General features: G+C 36.1%; 19 protein-coding genes. 4 read left to right on the top strand and 15 right to left on the bottom strand.

Annotated elements, in window-relative coordinates; all coding sequences use genetic code 11:
- Window positions 1-195 precede the first annotated feature (195 nt).
- Window positions 196-384, top strand: coding sequence for a hypothetical protein (locus QSJ81_RS10700; RefSeq protein ID WP_285717386.1), 189 nt, complete (start codon window positions 196-198; stop codon window positions 382-384).
- Window positions 385-628: 244 nt separating this feature from the next.
- On the opposite strand, the gene QSJ81_RS10695 is transcribed toward QSJ81_RS10700, so the two are convergent.
- The 3 genes from QSJ81_RS10695 to QSJ81_RS10685 form a co-directional block, all read right to left on the bottom strand.
- Window positions 629-940 (bottom strand): hypothetical protein, encoded by a 312-nt coding sequence (locus tag QSJ81_RS10695; RefSeq protein ID WP_285717385.1) that lies wholly within the window; start codon window positions 938-940, stop codon window positions 629-631.
- Between the two features lie 99 nt (window positions 941-1,039).
- Window positions 1,040-1,351, bottom strand: coding sequence for a hypothetical protein (locus QSJ81_RS10690; protein ID WP_285717384.1), 312 nt, complete (start codon window positions 1,349-1,351; stop codon window positions 1,040-1,042).
- A 516-nt stretch (window positions 1,352-1,867) separates the two neighbouring features.
- On the bottom strand, window positions 1,868-2,041 hold the full coding sequence (locus tag QSJ81_RS10685) for a hypothetical protein (RefSeq protein ID WP_285717383.1): 174 nt from the start codon (window positions 2,039-2,041) through the stop codon (window positions 1,868-1,870).
- A gap of 262 nt (window positions 2,042-2,303) precedes the next feature.
- Here QSJ81_RS10685 and QSJ81_RS10680 point away from each other — a divergent pair, with 262 nt between their 5' ends.
- Window positions 2,304-3,833, top strand: a complete 1,530-nt coding sequence (locus tag QSJ81_RS10680) for a recombinase family protein (RefSeq protein ID WP_285717382.1) — start codon at window positions 2,304-2,306, stop codon at window positions 3,831-3,833.
- A gap of 51 nt (window positions 3,834-3,884) precedes the next feature.
- On the opposite strand, the gene QSJ81_RS10675 is transcribed toward QSJ81_RS10680, so the two are convergent.
- From QSJ81_RS10675 to pckA, 11 genes are all read right to left on the bottom strand, one after another.
- On the bottom strand, window positions 3,885-4,439 hold the full coding sequence (locus QSJ81_RS10675; protein ID WP_285717381.1) for an AAA family ATPase: 555 nt from the start codon (window positions 4,437-4,439) through the stop codon (window positions 3,885-3,887).
- 99 nt (window positions 4,440-4,538) lie between these two features.
- Window positions 4,539-4,802, bottom strand: coding sequence for an RNA chaperone Hfq (gene hfq, locus QSJ81_RS10670; protein WP_285717380.1), 264 nt, complete (start codon window positions 4,800-4,802; stop codon window positions 4,539-4,541).
- 32 nt (window positions 4,803-4,834) lie between these two features.
- On the bottom strand, window positions 4,835-5,779 hold the full coding sequence (gene miaA, locus QSJ81_RS10665; RefSeq protein ID WP_285717379.1) for a tRNA (adenosine(37)-N6)-dimethylallyltransferase MiaA: 945 nt from the start codon (window positions 5,777-5,779) through the stop codon (window positions 4,835-4,837).
- 3 nt (window positions 5,780-5,782) lie between these two features.
- Window positions 5,783-6,568: a class I SAM-dependent methyltransferase gene (locus tag QSJ81_RS10660; RefSeq protein ID WP_285717378.1), complete on the bottom strand. Its 786-nt coding sequence runs from the start codon at window positions 6,566-6,568 to the stop codon at window positions 5,783-5,785.
- Window positions 6,569-6,584: 16 nt separating this feature from the next.
- On the bottom strand, window positions 6,585-8,420 hold the full coding sequence (gene mutL, locus QSJ81_RS10655) for a DNA mismatch repair endonuclease MutL (RefSeq protein WP_285717377.1): 1,836 nt from the start codon (window positions 8,418-8,420) through the stop codon (window positions 6,585-6,587).
- A complete protein-coding gene (mutS, locus tag QSJ81_RS10650) occupies window positions 8,417-11,005 on the bottom strand; it encodes a DNA mismatch repair protein MutS (protein ID WP_285717376.1) in 2,589 nt (862 codons plus the stop codon). Before mutS ends, mutL begins: the two co-directional genes overlap by 4 nt.
- Window positions 11,006-11,078: 73 nt before the next feature.
- On the bottom strand, window positions 11,079-12,455 hold the full coding sequence (gene miaB, locus QSJ81_RS10645; protein WP_285717375.1) for a tRNA (N6-isopentenyl adenosine(37)-C2)-methylthiotransferase MiaB: 1,377 nt from the start codon (window positions 12,453-12,455) through the stop codon (window positions 11,079-11,081).
- 257 nt (window positions 12,456-12,712) lie between these two features.
- A complete protein-coding gene (locus QSJ81_RS10640; RefSeq protein ID WP_285717374.1) occupies window positions 12,713-12,895 on the bottom strand; it encodes a hypothetical protein in 183 nt (60 codons plus the stop codon).
- Between the two features lie 182 nt (window positions 12,896-13,077).
- Window positions 13,078-13,263, bottom strand: a complete 186-nt coding sequence (locus tag QSJ81_RS10635) for a hypothetical protein (protein WP_038670662.1) — start codon at window positions 13,261-13,263, stop codon at window positions 13,078-13,080.
- 337 nt (window positions 13,264-13,600) lie between these two features.
- Window positions 13,601-14,650 (bottom strand): type I glyceraldehyde-3-phosphate dehydrogenase, encoded by a 1,050-nt coding sequence (gap, locus tag QSJ81_RS10630; RefSeq protein ID WP_285717373.1) that lies wholly within the window; start codon window positions 14,648-14,650, stop codon window positions 13,601-13,603.
- A gap of 57 nt (window positions 14,651-14,707) precedes the next feature.
- On the bottom strand, window positions 14,708-16,285 hold the full coding sequence (pckA, locus tag QSJ81_RS10625) for a phosphoenolpyruvate carboxykinase (ATP) (protein WP_285717372.1): 1,578 nt from the start codon (window positions 16,283-16,285) through the stop codon (window positions 14,708-14,710).
- Window positions 16,286-16,647: 362 nt separating this feature from the next.
- On the opposite strand from pckA, the gene QSJ81_RS10620 reads away from it, so the two are divergent.
- Window positions 16,648-17,409 (top strand): DUF4136 domain-containing protein, encoded by a 762-nt coding sequence (locus QSJ81_RS10620; RefSeq protein WP_285717371.1) that lies wholly within the window; start codon window positions 16,648-16,650, stop codon window positions 17,407-17,409.
- Window positions 17,410-17,777: 368 nt separating this feature from the next.
- The gene (locus tag QSJ81_RS10615) at window positions 17,778-18,380 is read left to right on the top strand and encodes a hypothetical protein (protein ID WP_285717370.1); all 603 of its coding nucleotides are present in this window, start codon (window positions 17,778-17,780) and stop codon (window positions 18,378-18,380) included.
- A 291-nt stretch (window positions 18,381-18,671) separates the two neighbouring features.
- Here the strand turns inward: QSJ81_RS10615 and QSJ81_RS10610 are convergent, their stop codons facing one another.
- Entirely contained in the window at window positions 18,672-19,808 is a 1,137-nt protein-coding gene (locus QSJ81_RS10610; protein WP_285717369.1) for an L-dopachrome tautomerase-related protein, read from the bottom strand.
- Window positions 19,809-19,946: the final 138 nt, after the last annotated feature.

Raw genomic sequence — 19,946 nt, 5'->3', positions numbered from 1 at the left:
TAGTTATTTAAACATTCGTCTAAAAGAAGTTATTTTCCTTTAACCATAATCAAATAACCAACAATTATTTAACACTTACTTCAGAAAATATTTCGTTTTTATTTTGAGATGAACTCAACAAGACTTATTGAATCTTGTATGAATAAAAACCATATTTATCCAGTATACTACTATAAATAAAGGGGGATACGAATTATGGAATATACGACTTGTGAAATTTGCGGACATGAACAATATTGTTTTTTACAATTTTGTGCGGAAGAGCAAAAAAACAACTTTCTTATTAAAAACGCAATTTGTACAGATTGTCTTAAAACTGTTTATAAAACCATGACAAATGAGCATCAAATTAATGAGATCCCATTTATTAAGCAGCATGGATAATCGGATTAATTTCTCCCAATGCATTTTAGATTAACATGAAATGGCAGCTCATAATCCTTATTTCCTCACTGGCGAACGTATGTTCCGTAATTTATAGATTGAAAGAATAAAAAAACAACAATTAATTTCGTTACCACTGTTAGCAAACTTAAAAGTCGCCTCACTCAATAAGAGCGAGGCGACTTTTAATCGCTTGTTTTGACATGAAAAAAAGCACCCCGAAGGATGCCAACTTTACAAATATTTAATTAAGTTTAATTTGCATTTCAGAGTAATCTACAAACTGAGCTAAAAGACCATTAAGCGCTTTTTCAACATTTTCAAGATTCACAGTCAAAGGATTGTTAGTATTACCTAAATGAAGATCAAATCCAAACATTTGCTTACCATTAACATTATAAGCCTTATTATTATCAATATTAATATTGGATATTACTTTATTTTGAAATAGTCTGTGAGCTATCTCTTTAAATAATTCCATATTTGTATTAACAGGTTCTTTCGTAATAAGTTCAACAGAAAATATTCTGTAAGTTTCATCACAAGATGTACACATTTTTAAACACTTCCTTATTTCATTTTATGTATACTTCTATAAAATACTACATTAATCCTTTAAGATTATATATTCACCTTTATTACCTATATCCTAAGCTCAAATATGATGGTTATCTACGTTAAAACAATGAAAAGATTTTAACTTATCAACTGCCGATAACGCCCAACCTATATGTTGTTCCTCAGAATGACCATCAACATCATCTAAACCGCACAAAACTTCGCAACTATATAATAAATCCTGTTTATATATAACATAATTAGGGAGCTTTTGGTCTTTGCTGATATCTTCTAGACGACTAAGTATTACCGCAATTGTGGTATATGATTGTAGTCTTTCTTCAACTTTTTTTGTTTTTAAACCACGTATTATTTCTTTTATTCGATTTAAAGCATTTTTAATAATCATATTTATCTCCCTTTTTTACTAGCTATTTTAAACATTTATAAAATCTTGTTAGCTTAATATTATTTTATCACAGTCAAAATCAAAAAAAGTGTATCTAATTTCTCCTCTATCATTATTTACAGTATTACATTCTATTACTCTTTTAATTACATGTACATAATAATTATTAATTAATAATTTGCATCAATGAAGAGTTTGTGGTATTATTTGGGTATAATTCAATCTAGCAAACGGGGAGGTTTTACAATGTCAGATACCAAGAAAAATAACATTCAAACCATCGAGAATTCGTGCCCTGTGTGTCAAGCACAACAAATCAGAAATGGACATCCTGTACAAAGTTGTGAAGCATGCAAATATAACACTGAATTCTAAAAGTAAATTTTAAACACACCGATAGTTAAAGAAGTACTACTTTCCAAGTAGTACTTCTTTATTTTTAAATTATTATCATCTATTCTCCTATTAGATAACGATTACGATCCTGTCCATTTTTATTTCAGCCGGATCCCCCGGCTATTTTGTTTCCAAAGATTCACGGTAAACCCTTAACTGAGCTTTTGCTAATACTCGGTTAAAGTTTTCAAGTGCTTTCTGACTTGGTTGATTTGCTATAATCCAATGAACTTTTACTTCTTTTTTTCTTTCGGGCGATGTTGCAGTTTTGTCTTTTTTTTTGATAGTTCCCAAAACTTTCGCCTCCTGTTAACTGATACAATTCTCTATACAGTTTATGATAGTGTGGTTGTCCACTTTACGCTTAAATTTTTTAGAATAAGTTGTGCATCAATTGGCATTTTGTATCAGCCATCGGGTTACGTATAGAAAAACAACACTTTCTACTTATTAGTAGATAATGTGCTGTCTTAATTTAAACTACATATAATTATTATTGATACTCCACTATGATAAGCTCTTTTAGATTTAAAGATGTTTTTAAAAGGAGGTATTTATGATTGCAGCACTTTATATACGTGTTTCCACAGCAGATCAGGCAGAAAAGGGATATTCACTTGAAACTCAATTATCAGAAAATCGGCAAAAAGCAAGTGAGTTGGGAGCAACAAGTTTTGTAGAGTTTATTGATGATGGTTATAGCGGTGAGTATATTGATCGCCCTGCCCTTTCTCAATTACGTGATGGATTAGAAAGAAAAGAATTTGACATGGTTGTTATTTATGATCCTGATCGTTTAGCTAGAAACCTGGCACACCAGCTTATTATTACGGATGAAATAGAAAAGTCAGGAGCAAAACTACTCTTTGTTTCGGTAACTTTTGAGGAATCTCCTGAAGGAAAACTATTTTACTCCATGCGAGGAGCCATATCAGCATATGAAAAAGAGAAAATTAAAGAACGGACAACTCGCGGTAAAAAAGGCAAAGCTCGCCAAGGTAAACTTGTTAATAATGGTCGCTGTTTCGGATACGACTACGATAAAGTAAATAGCATGTATATTATAAACGAAGCCCAAGCTGCTATCGTACGTCAAATATTTGATTTATGTATAAAAGATAAACTAGGTACCGCCCTCATAAGTAAAAAGTTAAATAATGATTGTATACCCGCCCCCCGTGGCAATCAGTGGATTGTGTCTAGCATACATCGTATACTAACCAATACAGCCTATAGAGGTGTTATCTATAGCATGAGGCAGAAGTCTACCAAAACAGGTTTTAGTACTCGTAGAATCGAAATACGGCCTGAATCTGATTGGATCCCCATCAAAGTGCCAGCCATTGTTGATGAAATCACCTGGCACACTGCGCAAAAGCAGCTGCAATCCAACAAGAATTTTGCAAAAAGAAATTTAAAATATGATCACCTTTTAGCTGGTTTAGTCTATTGTGCGCGTTGTGGCAAGAAAATGAGTATTAAACATTCTGGAAATAGTAGTGATCGTATCAGCTATTACACTTGTTTAACGCAAGTGAGCACATCCTATATATACTTAGAAAATGAAAAATGTACAGCTAGGCGAATCCCTAGCCTCATATTGGATGAATTAGTATGGACTAAGTTATGCGAGCTGGCGGGAAACACTAAACTAATAACTCAATACACACAAGATGCTAGTAATCCAATTGCTACAGCAAATATTAAGAATACTTTAAGCAAGTTAAAAGAGACGGAGAAGAAAATAAACACTCAAAAGGAAACTATTTTACGGTGGTTTCGACAACAGATCATTAATGGCGGCGATGCCGAAAAACAGTTAGATGAAATCAGTAAACAGCTTATTGAAATTGAGATCACGAAAAAGAGTCTGGAAAATGAATTAACTTTTCTTGCACCTCAAACCAGTGTAGCGGATATCGCCATAAATATTAAAAAGCACTTTAAGGATACCCAATACTATAGGGATGATGAGCGTCGGGTTGCAATTCGTGCTGTTCTTGATAAAGTGGCTGTCGAACGAATTGACACTACTTTTGCAAGGAATAGCAAACCAGAATTTACAGTTAATTTAAAATTTTTATAAAAGCCATGATACCATATAAAACATGGTATCATGGCTTTTAAGTCTTTGCACTCATGCACTTACCAAAACATCTATAGACTCTTTACCAAAATCCTTTTCACCGCCCCGAGCTAAGGAATATGCTTCATCAATAAATAAAATACCACCATATGCTTTTTTTAATTGTTCTCGTGTTTTTTGAGCAGTGTGCCCGATATACTCACCTACAAGATCTGCTCGTTCAACTTCAATCAGGTGTCCTCGATTTAAAACCCCTATTTCACGAAGAATTTTACCAAGAATTCTAGCAACGGTAGTCTTACCTGTTCCTGGATTTCCTTTAAAAATCATATGTAATACAAGAGGCTCAGTATTTAACTTTTCTTGTGCACGGCGGCGCTGAATTTCAATAAATGCATAAACTTCTCTTACTAATTTTTTTACTTCAAAGAGTCCAATCAAATTATCTAACTCGAATAAAATCTCTTCTATTCTCTTTTGTCTAGTATCAACCTTGTAATGAGTTGCTTTACTATCCATTTCCTGAAGAAATTTAAATGCTTGGGTAACAGATATCTCACCATTCTCAACGGCTGTTAACACATCTTGTGGCCAAACATAAGACATTCTACATCACCTCACCATAGGGCTATAGGTGATATTTATTATACGCAAAAGACAATAAAAGGTGATAAAAAAGCCTAGGCTTTTTTTATCACCTTTTATTTACTGTTTGTCTATTTTAGTGTCGTCTTTCTTTTCATGAAAATTGGCATTGATTGGTCTTAATGGAGTTATTGTTGATATCGCATGTTTATATACCAATTGCTGTTTACCTTCGTTTTCTATAATAACAGTGAAGTTATCAAACCCCTTAACAACACCTCTTAGCTGGAAACCATTGATAAGATAAATAATTACAGGTAAATTATTTTCTTTGCGGATTTGGTTTAGAAAACTATCTTGTAAATTAATAACTTTATTTATCATAGTTAAACCCCTCCGATTCTTATTTTATTTGATTATTCTATTCTACATTGGAATTTTCCTGCAATTTTGCTGTAAATACTTTCCATCAAATCTTGATGATTAGCAAACTTATTAACGTCAAACCATATAATATAAGGCATTTTACGATACCAAGTAAGCTGACGTTTTGCAAAATTTCTCGTTGCCTGTTTAATATTATCAATTGCAATAGGCAAATCAATTTCTTTGTTCAAGTATCTAACAATTTCTTTATAACCGATTCCTTGCATAGCCTGGCACTTGATCGAGACTCCACTCTCTAATAAACTAGCAACTTCATCAACCAAGCCCTGTGAAATCATTAAATCAACTCGTTGATTAATTCTTTCGTATAATAGACTCCTTTCCATTGTGAGTCCAATTACAACAACATCGTAAAGAAGCTTATGTTCCTCTATGAGCTTCTCTTGTGATACGATGCCGCCACTCAGATAAAATATTTCTAGAGCTCGAATAACACGACGTAAATCATTCGGATGTAAACGTGCTGCAGCTTCTGGTACTACTTTTGTCAATTCATCATGAAGATATTGATTGCCATGTTTTTTTGCTAATGCATCAAGTTTTGCACGTAAATTCTCATCGCTTGGTGTGGGGTTAAACTGATAACCTTCAAGTAATGCTTTAACATATAAACCGGTGCCACCTGCTAAAATGGGGATTTTTCCTTGCTGATTTATCATTCGAATATGGCTTGCAGCAATTTCTATAAAATCCACTACACTAAACTCTGCTTGTGGTTCGAGAAAATCTATTAAATGATGAGGAATATTAGATTGTTCTTCAATTGTTGGTTTGGCAGTCCCAATATTCATATTTTTATAAACTAGCATAGAATCCCCAGAAATAATTTCGGTATGTAGTATCTTTGCTAAGTCAATACTGACTTTTGTTTTACCCACAGCAGTTGGTCCAATAACAGCAATCATACGTTCCATAATTTAGTTGTCCACCTTAATAACGCCATATTGAATACTACTATATTTTCCGCCACAAATAGTAGTTACTCCTAAGCGTTCAAATTCATTATTGTGATTGGTCTCTTTTATAACGACTCTTTTTTTTGCCACTCGGCAAGCCTCTGTTAGAGCACTTTCTGCAATAGGTTGGTTATTTGCTAAATAGCGCAGTGGTTTTAGATTGGAGCTACTATGAATCGGTTGGCGAAACATTGGGTCAAAAAAAACGATATCAAAACTATTTGCAGGCAAATTAATAAGATAATCATGACAATGTGTTTGTTGTACCTTAATACGGCGCAACGCTTCAGTAACATCTAGGTTATCATGAGTAAAATTTTGCAAGCCATAATTGGCAATAAAAGCTATTATTGGCGAAGACTCTAGGCCTACAACGTTACCTGTTTGCCCCACTACAAAACTAGCTACTACTGCATCAGTCGCTAGACCTAATGTGCAATCTAACACTGACATACCTGCTGTTAGCATCATGGCTGCAACCATATGGTCATGTTTACCATTTATTATATTTTTTATACGTAATTCCGCCATATTTAAGTGAAAAAAATACTCTCCGCCCAACGTATGGACTACAGGACCATTTTTAGTTACGACAACTATAGTATCGATTTGATAGTTGTTTCGTAACGCTATTAAGGAAAATCTCTCCCTATGAACAAAAGGAATTCGCAATACTGAGGCAATTTCAAGTGCCAATTCTTCTACCGCTTGGGATGGAGATTGTATCGTTGTTACTATTAAGTCCATTCTTTCCACCTATGCTTTATGTTCGCTTAAACATTTTATCTAAATCTTTAGGACTAAAACGGATCATCGCTGGTCTTCCATGAGGACAAGTATAAGGCAAATTAGTATTACAAAGTTCTTCAATCAAAGCTTGCATCTGTCGCATATTAAGTGATTCTCCTGCTTTAATCGCAGCACGGCAAGAAGCTATTTGCAGACAGCTATGACGCAATTCTTGCGCACTTGGATTGTGCATATTTTGTATGGATTCTAATATTTGCCTTATTGAAGACTCTGTTTCTGATAAGGGAATATCGCTTGGTAATTCTGATAGGCGCATCGTATTAGGCCCTACCAACTCTAGAGTAAATCCTAATTTGTAAAAAGTCTCTTGATACTCCGTAATCGTATTAATTTCAGCATTATCAAAGTCCATGAATAAGGGTACGAGTAATTGTTGGGATGGTATACGATCCTTATATTGACTCATCTTATCATAAAGTATTCGCTCATGGGCTGCATGCTGATCAATGATATATAAACCGTCTGGTCCTTTACTTATAATAAAACAATCATCAACTTGCCCAAGGGGACACAAAGTAAATTGTTCTTCTTGAAATTGATGTAGAATATTTGAATCCAGAGACAGAGGAGTTTCTGGCGCATCTAGAAAAGCCCTTTCCTCTTGTTCTATTATATTTCTCGCCGCTGTCAAGGGAAGTGGCGTTTCTTTCCAGGAGGTTGTTACATGGAAAGGCAAACTATCATAGGAAGGTTTTTTATAATCCTTACTGCCATAGTGATTGGGAGCAGAATGATATGAGTTAGGTCTAAGCTCAACAGTAGCTGCCAGTTGGCTAGGATTATGAGGTGCTGACAATACGTCTACTACTGCTTTATACACAGATCTGAATATTTTTTGTTCATCGCTGAATTTGATTTCACTTTTTTGCGGATGTACATTTACATCAATTGTATTGGTGAGAACTGAAATATTTAATACAGCCAAGGGGTAACCGCTCTTGGGCAATAAAGAGTGATAAGCATTGTCTAAGGCTTTCGCTATAGATCGGCTATTGATTACCCTTGCGTTCACAATTACAGTTTGCCACTGCCGACTACTTTTGAGTAATGTTGGCTTGGATAAATAACCCGAAATTTTAATATTATCTACAGTATTATCATAAGCAATGGGTAAGAGATCTGGAGATATTTTTTGCCCATATAAACTAGTTAAAGTATCATGTAGCTGATTATTACCAGGTGTAGATAAAACCAATCGATTGTTATTAATTAGCTTAAAAGCTATATTAGGATTGGATAAGGCTAGTTTCATTAAGATGTCGTGAATATGAGAACTTTCAGTTGAAAGCGTTTTTAAAAATTTTTTACGAGCTGGAGTATTAAAGAATAAATCTTTCACAATAATAGTAGTACCGACATTACCACCTGCCTCACGGATATCCGTAGTAACGCCCCCTGTTACCTCTACATAAGTAGCCATTGGCTGATCATTATGAAGACGTGTGGTTAATGAAAACTTTGATACAGCAGCAATACTAGGAAGAGCTTCACCGCGAAATCCTAAAGAGGAAATGCTTGAAAGATCCTCCGCTGCCCGAATTTTACTAGTAGCATGACGTAATATGGCAAGCTGTGCATCTTCATAACTCATACCTATACCATCATCTGTAATACGAATAAAATTAGTCCCACCCTCAGCGATTTCAATTTCAATATTACTACTCTTGGCATCAATAGAATTTTCGACAAGTTCTTTAACAATAGAAGACGGGCGCTCAACGACTTCTCCAGCCGCTATTTTATTTGCTGTGTTTTCATCTAACACATGGATACGATTTACAGTATTCATAATTTACCAGACTCCTGCTTTGCCTGATTTTGTAAACGATAGAGGATATTAATAGCTTCTATCGGAGTGATTGTCATAATGTCTATTGTTAATAACTCATCTACAGTTGATGAGGTAAATAAAGACATTGGTAGCGTCTCTGGAGTACTCGAGGCTAAGGGATTCTTTTGGGCTTGTAAATGATTTTGTTCCAATTCTAATAAGAGTTCCTGGGCTCTTTTGATCGTCTTTTGCGGTAAACCAGCTAATTGTGCAACATGAATACCATAACTCTTATCTGCACCACCAGGGATAATACGACGTAAAAAAACGACATCACTTCCCCGCTCTTTTACAGCTACTGAATAATTCTTGACGGTTTTATTATAATCGGCTAATTCCGTAAGTTCGTGATAGTGTGTTGCAAATAGGGTTTTTGCTTTAATACGTTCTTTAATATATTCGATAACTGCACGGGCAATACTCATACCATCAAAGGTACTCGTTCCTCGCCCAATCTCATCCAAGATAATTAAACTTTGGTTAGTAGCATGCTTAAGAATCTGAGCGACTTCATTCATTTCTACCATAAAAGTACTTTGTCCAGTGGATAAATCATCACTAGCACCTACTCTAGTAAAGATTCGATCTACAGGGCTAATTGTAGCTTCACGGGCGGGAATAAAACTACCTATTTGTGCCATGAGTACCAGTAATGCGACTTGACGCATGTACGTAGATTTCCCTGCCATGTTAGGCCCTGTAATAATCATGATTTCACTGCTATGATGATTGAGTTCACAATCATTGGGTACAAACATTTCACGCTGCAATAACCGCTCTACAATTGGGTGACGTCCGTCTTTTATCGTAATTTCTTTAGTTTGGGTTATTTGCGGTCTACTATAATTATAGCGAAAAGCTACCTCACTTAAGCTAATTATCGCATCCAATTGAGCTAGTTGCCTAGCTGTTTCTTGGATCTCCTTAATGTGACTCTTAATATGGTCTCGTATTTTAGAGAATAAATGATATTCAATCGTAACAATCTTTTCTTGAGCACCAAGAATTTTCGTTTCAAATTCCTTTAATTCAGGGGTAATATAACGTTCTGCATTTGCTAACGTTTGTTTTCGTATATAAGTAATCGGTACAGATGCCGTATGAGAATGAGTAACTTCAATATAATAGCCAAAAACTTTGTTATAGCCTACCTTAAGAGATTTAATTCCAGTAGTTTCTCGTTCTCTAGTTTCAATGTTTTGCACAAACTGTTTGCTATCACGAGATAGAGCATGTAATTCATCCAACTCTAAATCATAGCCTTGCTTTATTAACCCGCCCTCACGGACGGAAAAAGGCGGATTATCAACGATAGCCATATCAATCAAAGTCACTAAATCTGTATGGGTATGTAGGTAAAAATGCAAATTACTTAAAAATACAGTACTGGCACTTTGTATATGAGATTTTATTATTGGTAATACGGCTAATGAAGATTTTAATGCCGTTAAATCACGCGCACTTGCCGTGCCAACTTCAATCCGAGTTAATATACGCTCAAGATCATAAATATTGGCTAAGGTTTCATAAATAGATTGACGTAATGGAGTCTTATCTAAAAGTTCAGCAATAGAATCTTGACGCTGTATAATATGGGTAGTATTCAACAAAGGGTATTCTAACCACTTCTTTAGCAGTCTGCCTCCCATTGCTGTTTTAGTGTAATCTAAAACAGCAAGTAGAGTATCTTTTTTGCCGCCATCTCTTACATTGCGTGTTACTTCTAAATTACGCATACTCGTTGAGTCAATCATTAAGTATTCCGATGCATTATATTTTATCAATCTGTTGATATGTGATAAATCTGTTTTTACAGTTTGGTGTAAATAGTAAAGTAAAAAACCTATCGCTGTTAGAGCTATTTCTTGTTGCGGCAAATCATCTTTATTAAAATGTTGTTTTGGCAATTCGCTAGCTAATTGTAAGTTATCTATTTTTAAAGTCGTATGTGTGCACTGAGGAATACGATTACTAATAAAGGCGTTTAGCTTTTCAACCTCTTCTATTTTACTTGCTAATACTAACTCAGTGGGCATCAGTCGAAATAATTGATCATAAAGGGCAATTAAACGCTGAGATCCAGAAAAAGATGCCCAAAGACATTCCCCAGTCGAAATATCTGTCGCAGCGAGAATGAGTTCCTCATTTTCTTCATAAAGTACTGCAAGGTAATTATTGCTATTGCCGGGTAGAAGATTCTCAGCAATGATTGTTCCCGGGGTAATAATTTTAACTACTTCACGCCGGACAATTCCTTTTGCTTGCTTAGGATCTTCTACTTGTTCGCAGATTGCTACTTTATAACCTTTATTAATTAACTTAGCGATATAGTTATCTGCCGCATGGTAAGGTATTCCACACATGGGAACGCGCTGCCCACCATCTCGTGCTGTAAGTGTAATTTCTAGCTCGCGGGATGCTAATTCTGCATCCGTAAAGAACATTTCATAGAAGTCGCCCATACGAAAAAATAAAATTTCATTCGGATGCCGGCTTTTAATCTCTAAATATTGCTCCATCATGGGAGTATACTTTACTGTCATAAATAGAATCTCCTTTCTGGATTTTAGGAATAATTCTTCAATAGAAGTCCAATATTCCTAAAGTAAACTTTCATTAGTCTACAAGTTGTCCCTTTAAGATCCAAGTTTGTGCCGTATTAATCTTTATATTCACTAACTGGCCAATCTTCTCAGTGCCTTGCTTGTCCCATAGTACTATTTTATTCGTAGTGGTTCGTCCTGTAAGCCTATTTTCATCTCGCGGACTAGCACCTTCTACAATAACAGCTAGTGTTTGACCTACGAGACGTTGATGAATTGCTAAACTAATCTCATTTTGCGCGTCCATTAATTTTTGCAATCTTTCTTTTTTTGTCGCCAAGGGTACCTGTTCAGACATTGTAGCTGCAGGTGTTCCCGAACGTTTTGAATATAAAAAAGTGTAGGCAGCATCAAAGCCAATTTCTTTGATGAAGGCAAGGGTCTCGTTAAATAATTCCTCTGTTTCACCAGGGAAACCAACAATAATATCTGTGGTAAGGCTTGCATGTGGAATAGCCTTACGTATTTTTTTTACTAATTCACGATAGTAATCTGTTGTATAGCCCCTATTCATTAGTTTTAAAATAGTATCACTACCAGATTGAACAGGCAAGTGAAAATGATCACATATTTTTTTGCTGTTTAATATGGTCTCTATTACTTTGTCATTTATATCACGAGGATGTGAGGTCATATACCTAACACGTTCTATTGTTTCCACTTTGTCTACTGCTTGGAGTAAATCAGCAAAATCTCCATATTCCTCTGTATCTTTACCATAGGAATTTACATTTTGTCCCAATAATGTGATTTCTTTAAATCCTTCCAATCCCAATTGATGGATTTCTTGTACAATATCCTGTAAAGGACGGCTCCGCTCACGCCCACGCACATAAGGGACAATACAATAAGTACAAAAGTTATTGCAACCATACATAATAGGCACCCAAGCAGAAACTGTTCCCCTTCTTATCGTAGGAACATCAGGTGCTAATTGTTCTGCCTGATCCCAGACTGCTAATACATGCTTTTTCGAATCTTCTACTTCTTTTACAAGATCCACTAATTGGTGCACGTTATGTGTGCCTATTATTATATCTATATGAGGCGCTTTTTTAAATAGCTTTTCTCTATCCTTTTGGGCCATGCAACCAGCAATGGCAATAATTAAACTTGGATTATTTATTTTTAGATTCTTCAATTCTCCAATCTTACCATAGATTTTCTTTTCAGCACTTTCACGCACACAACAAGTATTAATTAAAATAAAACTAGCTTCTGTTAATTCCTCTGTATATTCGTAACCAATGCTTTTAAGCTGTCCAGCTAACCGTTCAGAATCATGCTGATTCATTTGACAACCGTAAGTATAAGTTGTGAAGAATTTCTGTTTGGAATCCTTTCCTTCTTTTGATGACATCTGTGTATTATATTGATCGGGTTTTGACATTATATATCAACTCCTGTAAATTCATTATTATATCCTCAATATTATATCTGATATGAGGATGTTTATCAAATAAACAAAAGGTAAACTGTTCATAATGAACGATAAACCATCTAACCATCATTATCTAAAATAAATTTGAGTTCTTCGAAACCAGGGCAGCCCTCTAGTGACCAAACCAATGGTTAGTACCTAGCAGCAATTATGCGAATATAATGAAAAACTCCCCAAGCTGTTAAGCTTAGAGAATTTTTTAGCCTTCACCTATACGTAAAAATCTCCACTAAGGCTTCGCATATAGCCAAAGCTATTAAGGTAATTAGGAATAAGATAAAGGCACCATTTATGAAAGGCTCCACAGATGTCAACTTAGAATGTCCTGCTTTATTTTCCTTACGTATGGGTTGACAGTGACCATTGTGACAAATGCTTTTTGTTGTCATTATACTCATCCCCTTAGTTCTTCGTTCTTGACTTAAAAGGGAATCATCTTTATATGTTTATTATATATTAGTAACGTTAGATTTGTAAATGATAATTACTATCGATTATGGTTTTATATCATATTTATCAAATCGATCATTTATTACATACAAGAAAACCGTCCTATTGGACGGCCTAATTATTAATCTAAGTATTTCTCCCAATTTCCATTCTCATATATTTCAATCCATGCTGATCCATACTTAGCTTGTCCTTCAACAACTTCACTAATAGCATTATCAACAGTTGACCCATCTGGTAATTCAATACAATGATGCATGTCTTTTTGCTTCTCGTATGCTACTACCCTAAGTTTCAATTCTGCCACTTAATAGTTCTCCCCCTTTTTCAAATGGTTTAATATGTGCTATTACTTTCGATTTACGCCTTTTCATTGTGGTTTTTATATTACCTTTGATAAATAGCTTTACCCTTCACCTTGATTAAATACATATATATTATTTGTTATTTATTACCCTAACTATATAACATTTAAAGAACCTCCCAACTTCCTCAGAAAACAACTACAAATATTCTTATGCTGATCAATGACGATCATACACGAGTAAAAAAAGAGATCTACCAGCTTTTAAGCTATATAGAATAAAGGAGTGACCTTCAAGAAGGTCACTCCTTTAATATATCGGTAAATACTCCTGTTATTATTAGTATCCTACAGCTTTTGTTTCGACATTTCTGACTTCTTCTTTATGCAGCATTTTACCAATGTGTTGTGCCAGTTCAACAACACGACAGGAGTAGCCCCATTCATTATCATACCATGCAAGAATTTTTGCTTTTCGCTTTTCAATAACCAATGTCGATAGAGCATCTACAATGGCCGAGTGCTTGTTGCCCAAAAAGTCAACGGAAACGAGGGGCTGATCACAGTATTCCATAATACCCATCATAGAACTTTTAGTGGCAGTACGCAAAGCATCATTGATCTTCTCAATGGTTACGTCTTGCTTCAGCTCGACAACTAAATCGACTAAGGATACATTTGGTACTGGAACACGTAGGGAAACTCCGTTTAACTTTCCCTTTAGCTCAGGTATTACAAGGCCAATTGCTTTTGCAGCTCCTGTTGAAGTTGGAACTATCGATTGCATGCAACTTCTTGATCGACGCGGATCCTTATGACTATTGTCTAAGCTTCGTTGATCGGTGGTAAATGCATGAACGGTAGACATTAAACCATTGGTAATTCCGAAATTATCATTAATTACTTTGATAATAGGAGCTAAACAGTTTGTCGTACAAGATGCGTTAGATATCACATGATGGACTGTAGGCTTATAAATATTTTCGTTAACTCCCAGAACAATTGTAGGAGTGGAGTCATTAGCCGGTGCTGATATGATAACTTTTTTAGCACCATTTCGCAAGTGAACTTCACAATCCTTACTAGAATTAAATTTCCCTGTAGATTCAATAACAATATCGACTCCAAGTTTTCCCCAAGGAAGATTAGCTGGATTGCGGTCGGAAATTATTTTTATAGGATGTCCATCAATTATGATTTTATCTTCAGTTGCTTTAATATCTTTATTAAGTCTGCCATGTATTGAATCATATTCTAAAAGGCGAGCTGATGCAATGCTATCTGACGTGCTATTAACGGCGACAACTTCTATATTCTCATTTTCTAACGCAGCTCTTAAACACATTCTCCCAATGCGTCCAAAGCCGTTAATTCCTACTTTTATTGTCATGTTCTGCCTCCATAAAACAAAGTATAAGATTAAGCTACAAGAGTTCTTCCATTATTATTACCCTTTGGGACCCGCTTGAGCAATTCCCTCAGGGATATCTTCCAAAAATCTAGTAAAATTTTCATTGAATAAAGCTGCCAGCTTTCTAGCCTGGCGATCATAAGATCCCCCATCACTCCAGGTGTTGCGAGGCTTAAGTATACTTTCTGGCACTCCAGGGCATGTATCGGGTACATAAACATTAAAAATCGGATCTAGATCATAGGATACATGATCCATATGCCCTTCAATAGCTGCTGTCACCATGGCTCTAGTATAAGCTAAATTCATTCTTTTCCCTATGCCATATGGTCCTCCTGACCAACCAGTATTAATCAAGAAAACATTGGTGTTCTGTTGTTCTAACTTTTCTCCCAGCATTTTTGCATAAACCAAAGGAGATAACGGGAGAAAAGGAGCACCGAAGCAAGCAGAAAAAGTGGCTTCTGGTTTGGTAACGCCTCTCTCTGTTCCCGCAAGCTTACTTGTATACCCTGATAAGAAATGGTACATAGCCTGTTCCTTATTTAACTTAGCAATCGGTGGTAATACTCCAAAGGCATCTGCCGTTAGAAATATCACGGTGCTAGGATGTCCTCCCACACCTGGAACTACAACATTATCAATGTAATGAACAGGGTAGGCGGCACGAGTATTTTCAGTGAAATCTACACTATCATAATTCGCCGCACGACTCTCTTCATCCACAACTACATTCTCCAACACTGTGCCAAAACGAATGGCGTCCCAAATCTGTGGCTCATTTTCCTGGCTCAGTTTAATACACTTAGCATAACATCCGCCCTCAATATTAAAAATACCCTGGTTACTCCAGCCATGTTCATCATCCCCGATTAGACGACGATTATGGTCAGCCGACAACGTAGTCTTACCAGTTCCGCTCAGACCAAAAAATAGTGCGGTATCACCTGTTTCTCCCATATTAGCGGAGCAATGCATAGAAAGAATACCTTGTTTAGGAAGCAAAAAATTCATGACCGTAAAAATAGCTTTTTTCATTTCACCAGCATAATGGGTTCCCCCAATTAATATTATCCTCTGTTCAAGGTTCAGGACAATAAAAGCTTCGGAAATTGTACCGTCGATTTCCGGTACCGCTTTAAAGTTAGGCAGGCAAATCACCGTGAAATCTGGCTTTCTTGTTTCCTGCAATGACTCAGGACGAATAAATAGTTGATGAACGAAAAGGTTTTGCCAAGCAAATTCATTAATAAATTGTACTTTTACCTGATGCTCTTCATCAGCTCCTGCATAGCCACTAAATGTAAATATCTCCCGATTTTGTAAGTATCCCATCATGCGATTATATAGCTGGATAAACTGTTTACCACTAAAAGCTTTATTGCTGCCCCAGGCAATATCACTATGCACAGCAGGCGAATCCACAATAAATTTATCATTAGGCGAACGTCCAGTATATTTGCCAGTAGTAACCCGCAACGCTCCTGTAGAAGTAAGCCGTCCCTCATTACGGCTAATGGCTTCTTCTACTAGGCGCGTCGGCGGCAGATTATAATATACTTTACTGGCTACCTCTGTAATATCGAGGTAGTTATTTTCTCCTATTCTCTCCATAAGTACCTCCCTATATATTATCTTGAATACATTGTACATTATACCATATCGCGGGACAAAAAACATCCCGCTATCTTATTTATTTTATTTAGTATAAAGGGAAAAATAATTTCTTAATCTCTTTTGTTAATAATATAGAAGAGAGGTCAGCGGATTCTTGCCTGCTGACCTCCTTGGCGATAAAAAGCTTCCCCTCTATACCGCAAAATTGTTATATTATCAACACTGTTCTTGAACATAATGCTTAGCTGGTTTGTGTTTGCTTGCGGACAATTATCATTAATGGGAAAAAAAACCATAACGTGATATACTAAAAGAAGCAGCATTTGATTCGCTATTTTAAACTAATGGAGGAGATTATTATGGTTAGGCGCTTGTTGAATATTTTGTTCCTTCTTATTTGTTACTCTATGGTCACCATTTCTTCCGTGTCCGCCGAATCAAGCAATTGGAAAAGCCCAAACTATAATTTTGGCAATGTAAAAAGGATATTGTTATTAGAACCAACATTTTCATATACCCTCAAAGGAGATATGAATGATAAGTTTGATAAATATCCTTATGGACAAGAAAAATTTATTAATTCATTAAATAATCGAGTAAAAAATTTAGGCAAATATTATATATTAAATTTAAATTATATTGATATCCAAATACAAGGCGATCCTAATATCCCTACCATTGAGGATAAAAATTCCCTCGAATTCACTACGTTGCGCGAGCAAGAATTATCTAAATATGTTGATCTAGTATTATCTGCGGAAGTGCGGAATTATGGTTGGTATTATGAATATTATGATGCTTATGACTCCACAGAGACCATCAAAGAAAGAGTAGAATATGGCGGTATAAACGCAGATGGCAAAGAATATCATGGTTGGATGGAAATTCCTAAAGAAGTAGTTGTACATTATCCTGCTGGTTATCGAATATACGATGATGCAAATCTAGTACTAAGCTTGACAGATCCTAAAACTAAACAAGTAGTATGGTCCTATACAGACTCTCGGTATCGTTCTTCCTTTTCGTGGAACAGAGACCGAGATAGCACTGGCCCTGAGTCCATGATGAATAGAATTTTGGATGCAGCCTTTACAAAAATCCCTCTTGCCAATCCCAAATAGAACCATCTTTTAAAGCTAATGGATTATTCCGTTAGTTTTTTATTTTTGCGTTAGTTTAAACCTAAACACTAATACCTCTTCATAAAATGCTAGCTATATAAAATGAAGCTCTTGCCAATCTACACAAAAATTGGCAAAAACTTTATTTTTTTCGTCGTTACAAATGATACGGTTTTGCATATCACTGATAATGGTGAAACCTAAATTGGGATTTGCCGGAACCGTCGAGTCCCCACGCTGTAAAAATGGTGGGGACTCGATTGAAGAACTTTCATGCTGCTTGACGAATGAAGTAAAATTATCTACAATTATAATCATTTGATTTTTTGGCAAATAAACAAAACCACAATGATATGAGGAGCAAACATATGACAACATTAAATGCAATCATTATGGAAGTAGGTAAAGATCCTGCTGTCTACAAACTATCAACGGCGATTGATAAACAACTTGAAGAAATGGCCGTTGTGTTAGGTGGAAATTTTATTAGTTCTCGCTTGTTTGAAATCGGTGAAGGTTTATCCTTACATATTTTTATCAATGATATGGCAATTCCTCTACAACTGACTGCAAATCGTCGTTTCCCTGAACCTGATCAAGATGAAATTGTTTTTGGTAATGCTCTTTTTCTCGTCATTGATGATGTCAACGGTGATGAAGAAGGTGCATTAGATATTCCTGATCAAATCTGTGAGGTTTTCATCAGTAAACTCAAAGAGAGTTTTGCGCCTTGTAGTGGTGACGAGAAACCAAATCCGGAAGCAGAAATCTTTGTCGAAAACCCAGGCACAAACGAAGAACGACGGTTTAAGTGGGAAGAAGTGAAAGCACCTGGCAAAGAAAAAGAGTTAAAATTTATTGGACAAGGTTATGTTCGCATTGTTGACGATGGTGTCTGTGATATTCTAGAAATTCGCGGACGTTACTTCAAACAAAAATATCTCAAAGAAAGCAATAAAAATTTACAATAGAATATTTGAATAAAACCCATCAGCGAAAACTGAGTTTTTAGCGGATATTCCTGTTAGTATTTTACACTTTAGATAAGGAAAGTCCACATATTACATAAAGAAGAGAGGTACGCGGATTTTTGTCCGTTGACCTCTCTTTGTTTGTGTAGGACTAATTTTAACAATATGTAAAAATATGATTGATACAGACAACCTGGTACGGGTATTGAAACCCAAGCCTGACACTGCTGACTCTCCTTATAACGGCAAATTTAAAATTAGAATAATCTGCTGATATTCAAACAAGGGGCATCAACGGGAGATATAGCCTGGTGATAGAGGTTTGAAGCGGAAAATCAGATATGGTGTTGTATTTTCTGCCTTTCCATCGTGGAAAACAGCGGCCGCGGAGACTTGGGACGCTGAAACATACATATTGCCGTCTAAGGAATATGAAATACCATCAGGCCACACCATGTCCGGATGGCTTGTTAATGTATGGTATTTACGGTCTGGTGTTATAAGTCCAATAGACTTGCTCTCCAACGCAGTCAAGTAAATATTACCTGATTTGTCGATGGAGAGCCCGCCATTATTGGGCTTATCAGAGTACCGCTCCACTTTCGAGCTAAGTTCTGCAGACGTAAGCTTTTCGTTGTTCAGATCATCTACACGGATCCGATATAAAGAGTGCCCGCTCAACGGTGCATAGTATAACCACTCTGCCTTCCGGTCCATAGTAATACCATCGCACCCAACTTTAATAATGACGGGATTTCCGTCTTTGCCTGGGAAGGTAAGATCTTTATCATCAAAATGAAGCGGAACATTTTCCGGTATTGTAGAGCGGTCGCCTTCCAGAACTCTTCGTACATATCCACTGTCCATGTCGATAATGATGATGGCGGATTGTGAACCATCCCCACCAGGACCGATATCTTCATCTGCTATATAAAACTTGCGATTCTTCTGATCGATAACTAAGTCTTGTGGTTGCGATCCTGGTCGTGTCGCGGGTTCTGGCATATAATATATTCGCTCAAGCTTGTTAGTCCGTGTGTTCCATCCAACCAATTTGGGGGTAATATGGGTGCGGAAGCCCATATCAAGCATCCAGACAACTCCATTCTCATCCGACCTCAATCCAAGTACGTTATCAAGATAATGATCAGTGCCCTGCCGCGGTGTGTTCCATTCGGCATTCGGAAAAGGTTCGAACGTCGTTGGCGATGTGAGTCTAGCTACTCGAATATCTGGAGTATAAAACGGATGATGACTAAAAATAATTTGATTTTCTGGCGTGAAGGCGATGTTACCTACGGAATAAGGAAGCCTTGCAACAATTTCCGATTGGACAGGATGAATGTTCGAATCAGCAGCATCGGCGCATGTAAAAAATGTGGTCAAAAAAACTGTTAGTACAAGTATAATATTAGTCATTCTTATCATATCTATTGGTTACCTCCTACTAAATTTAGTCTATACGATTCCTGTTTCTTAAATTAACTTCCAAAAGTAGAAACACTTATAGCAATTACACTGCGAACAAAAATGCACCTCCTCTTCGTCAGCAAACTTTGTTTTCCC

The sequence above is a fragment of the Pelosinus sp. IPA-1 genome (assembly GCF_030269905.1).
Lineage (GTDB): Bacteria > Bacillota > Negativicutes > DSM-13327 > DSM-13327 > Pelosinus.
The sequence above is the reverse complement of the archived record's forward strand: the minus strand, read 5'-3'. Positions and strand labels throughout refer to the sequence as shown.

Bases quoted from the DNA above. Each gene is read 5' to 3' on its own strand.
- QSJ81_RS10675 (WP_285717381.1), bottom strand. From the start codon at position 4,439: ATGTCTTATGTTTGGCCACAAGATGTGTTAACAGCCGTTGAGAATGGT.
- miaA (WP_285717379.1), bottom strand. From the start codon at position 5,779: ATGGAACGTATGATTGCTGTTATTGGACCAACTGCTGTGGGTAAAACA.
- QSJ81_RS10620 (WP_285717371.1), top strand. From the start codon at position 16,648: ATGGTTAGGCGCTTGTTGAATATTTTGTTCCTTCTTATTTGTTACTCT.
- hfq (WP_285717380.1), bottom strand. From the start codon at position 4,802: ATGATAAATAAAGTTATTAATTTACAAGATAGTTTTCTAAACCAAATC.
- mutL (WP_285717377.1), bottom strand. From the start codon at position 8,420: ATGAATACTGTAAATCGTATCCATGTGTTAGATGAAAACACAGCAAAT.
- QSJ81_RS10615 (WP_285717370.1), top strand. From the start codon at position 17,778: ATGACAACATTAAATGCAATCATTATGGAAGTAGGTAAAGATCCTGCT.
- QSJ81_RS10640 (WP_285717374.1), bottom strand. From the start codon at position 12,895: ATGACAACAAAAAGCATTTGTCACAATGGTCACTGTCAACCCATACGT.
- QSJ81_RS10690 (WP_285717384.1), bottom strand. From the start codon at position 1,351: ATGATTATTAAAAATGCTTTAAATCGAATAAAAGAAATAATACGTGGT.
- QSJ81_RS10700 (WP_285717386.1), top strand. From the start codon at position 196: ATGGAATATACGACTTGTGAAATTTGCGGACATGAACAATATTGTTTT.
- QSJ81_RS10610 (WP_285717369.1), bottom strand. From the start codon at position 19,808: ATGATAAGAATGACTAATATTATACTTGTACTAACAGTTTTTTTGACC.
- QSJ81_RS10695 (WP_285717385.1), bottom strand. From the start codon at position 940: ATGTGTACATCTTGTGATGAAACTTACAGAATATTTTCTGTTGAACTT.
- QSJ81_RS10660 (WP_285717378.1), bottom strand. From the start codon at position 6,568: ATGGACTTAATAGTAACAACGATACAATCTCCATCCCAAGCGGTAGAA.
- mutS (WP_285717376.1), bottom strand. From the start codon at position 11,005: ATGACAGTAAAGTATACTCCCATGATGGAGCAATATTTAGAGATTAAA.
- miaB (WP_285717375.1), bottom strand. From the start codon at position 12,455: ATGTCAAAACCCGATCAATATAATACACAGATGTCATCAAAAGAAGGA.
- QSJ81_RS10680 (WP_285717382.1), top strand. From the start codon at position 2,304: ATGATTGCAGCACTTTATATACGTGTTTCCACAGCAGATCAGGCAGAA.
- pckA (WP_285717372.1), bottom strand. From the start codon at position 16,285: ATGGAGAGAATAGGAGAAAATAACTACCTCGATATTACAGAGGTAGCC.
- gap (WP_285717373.1), bottom strand. From the start codon at position 14,650: ATGACAATAAAAGTAGGAATTAACGGCTTTGGACGCATTGGGAGAATG.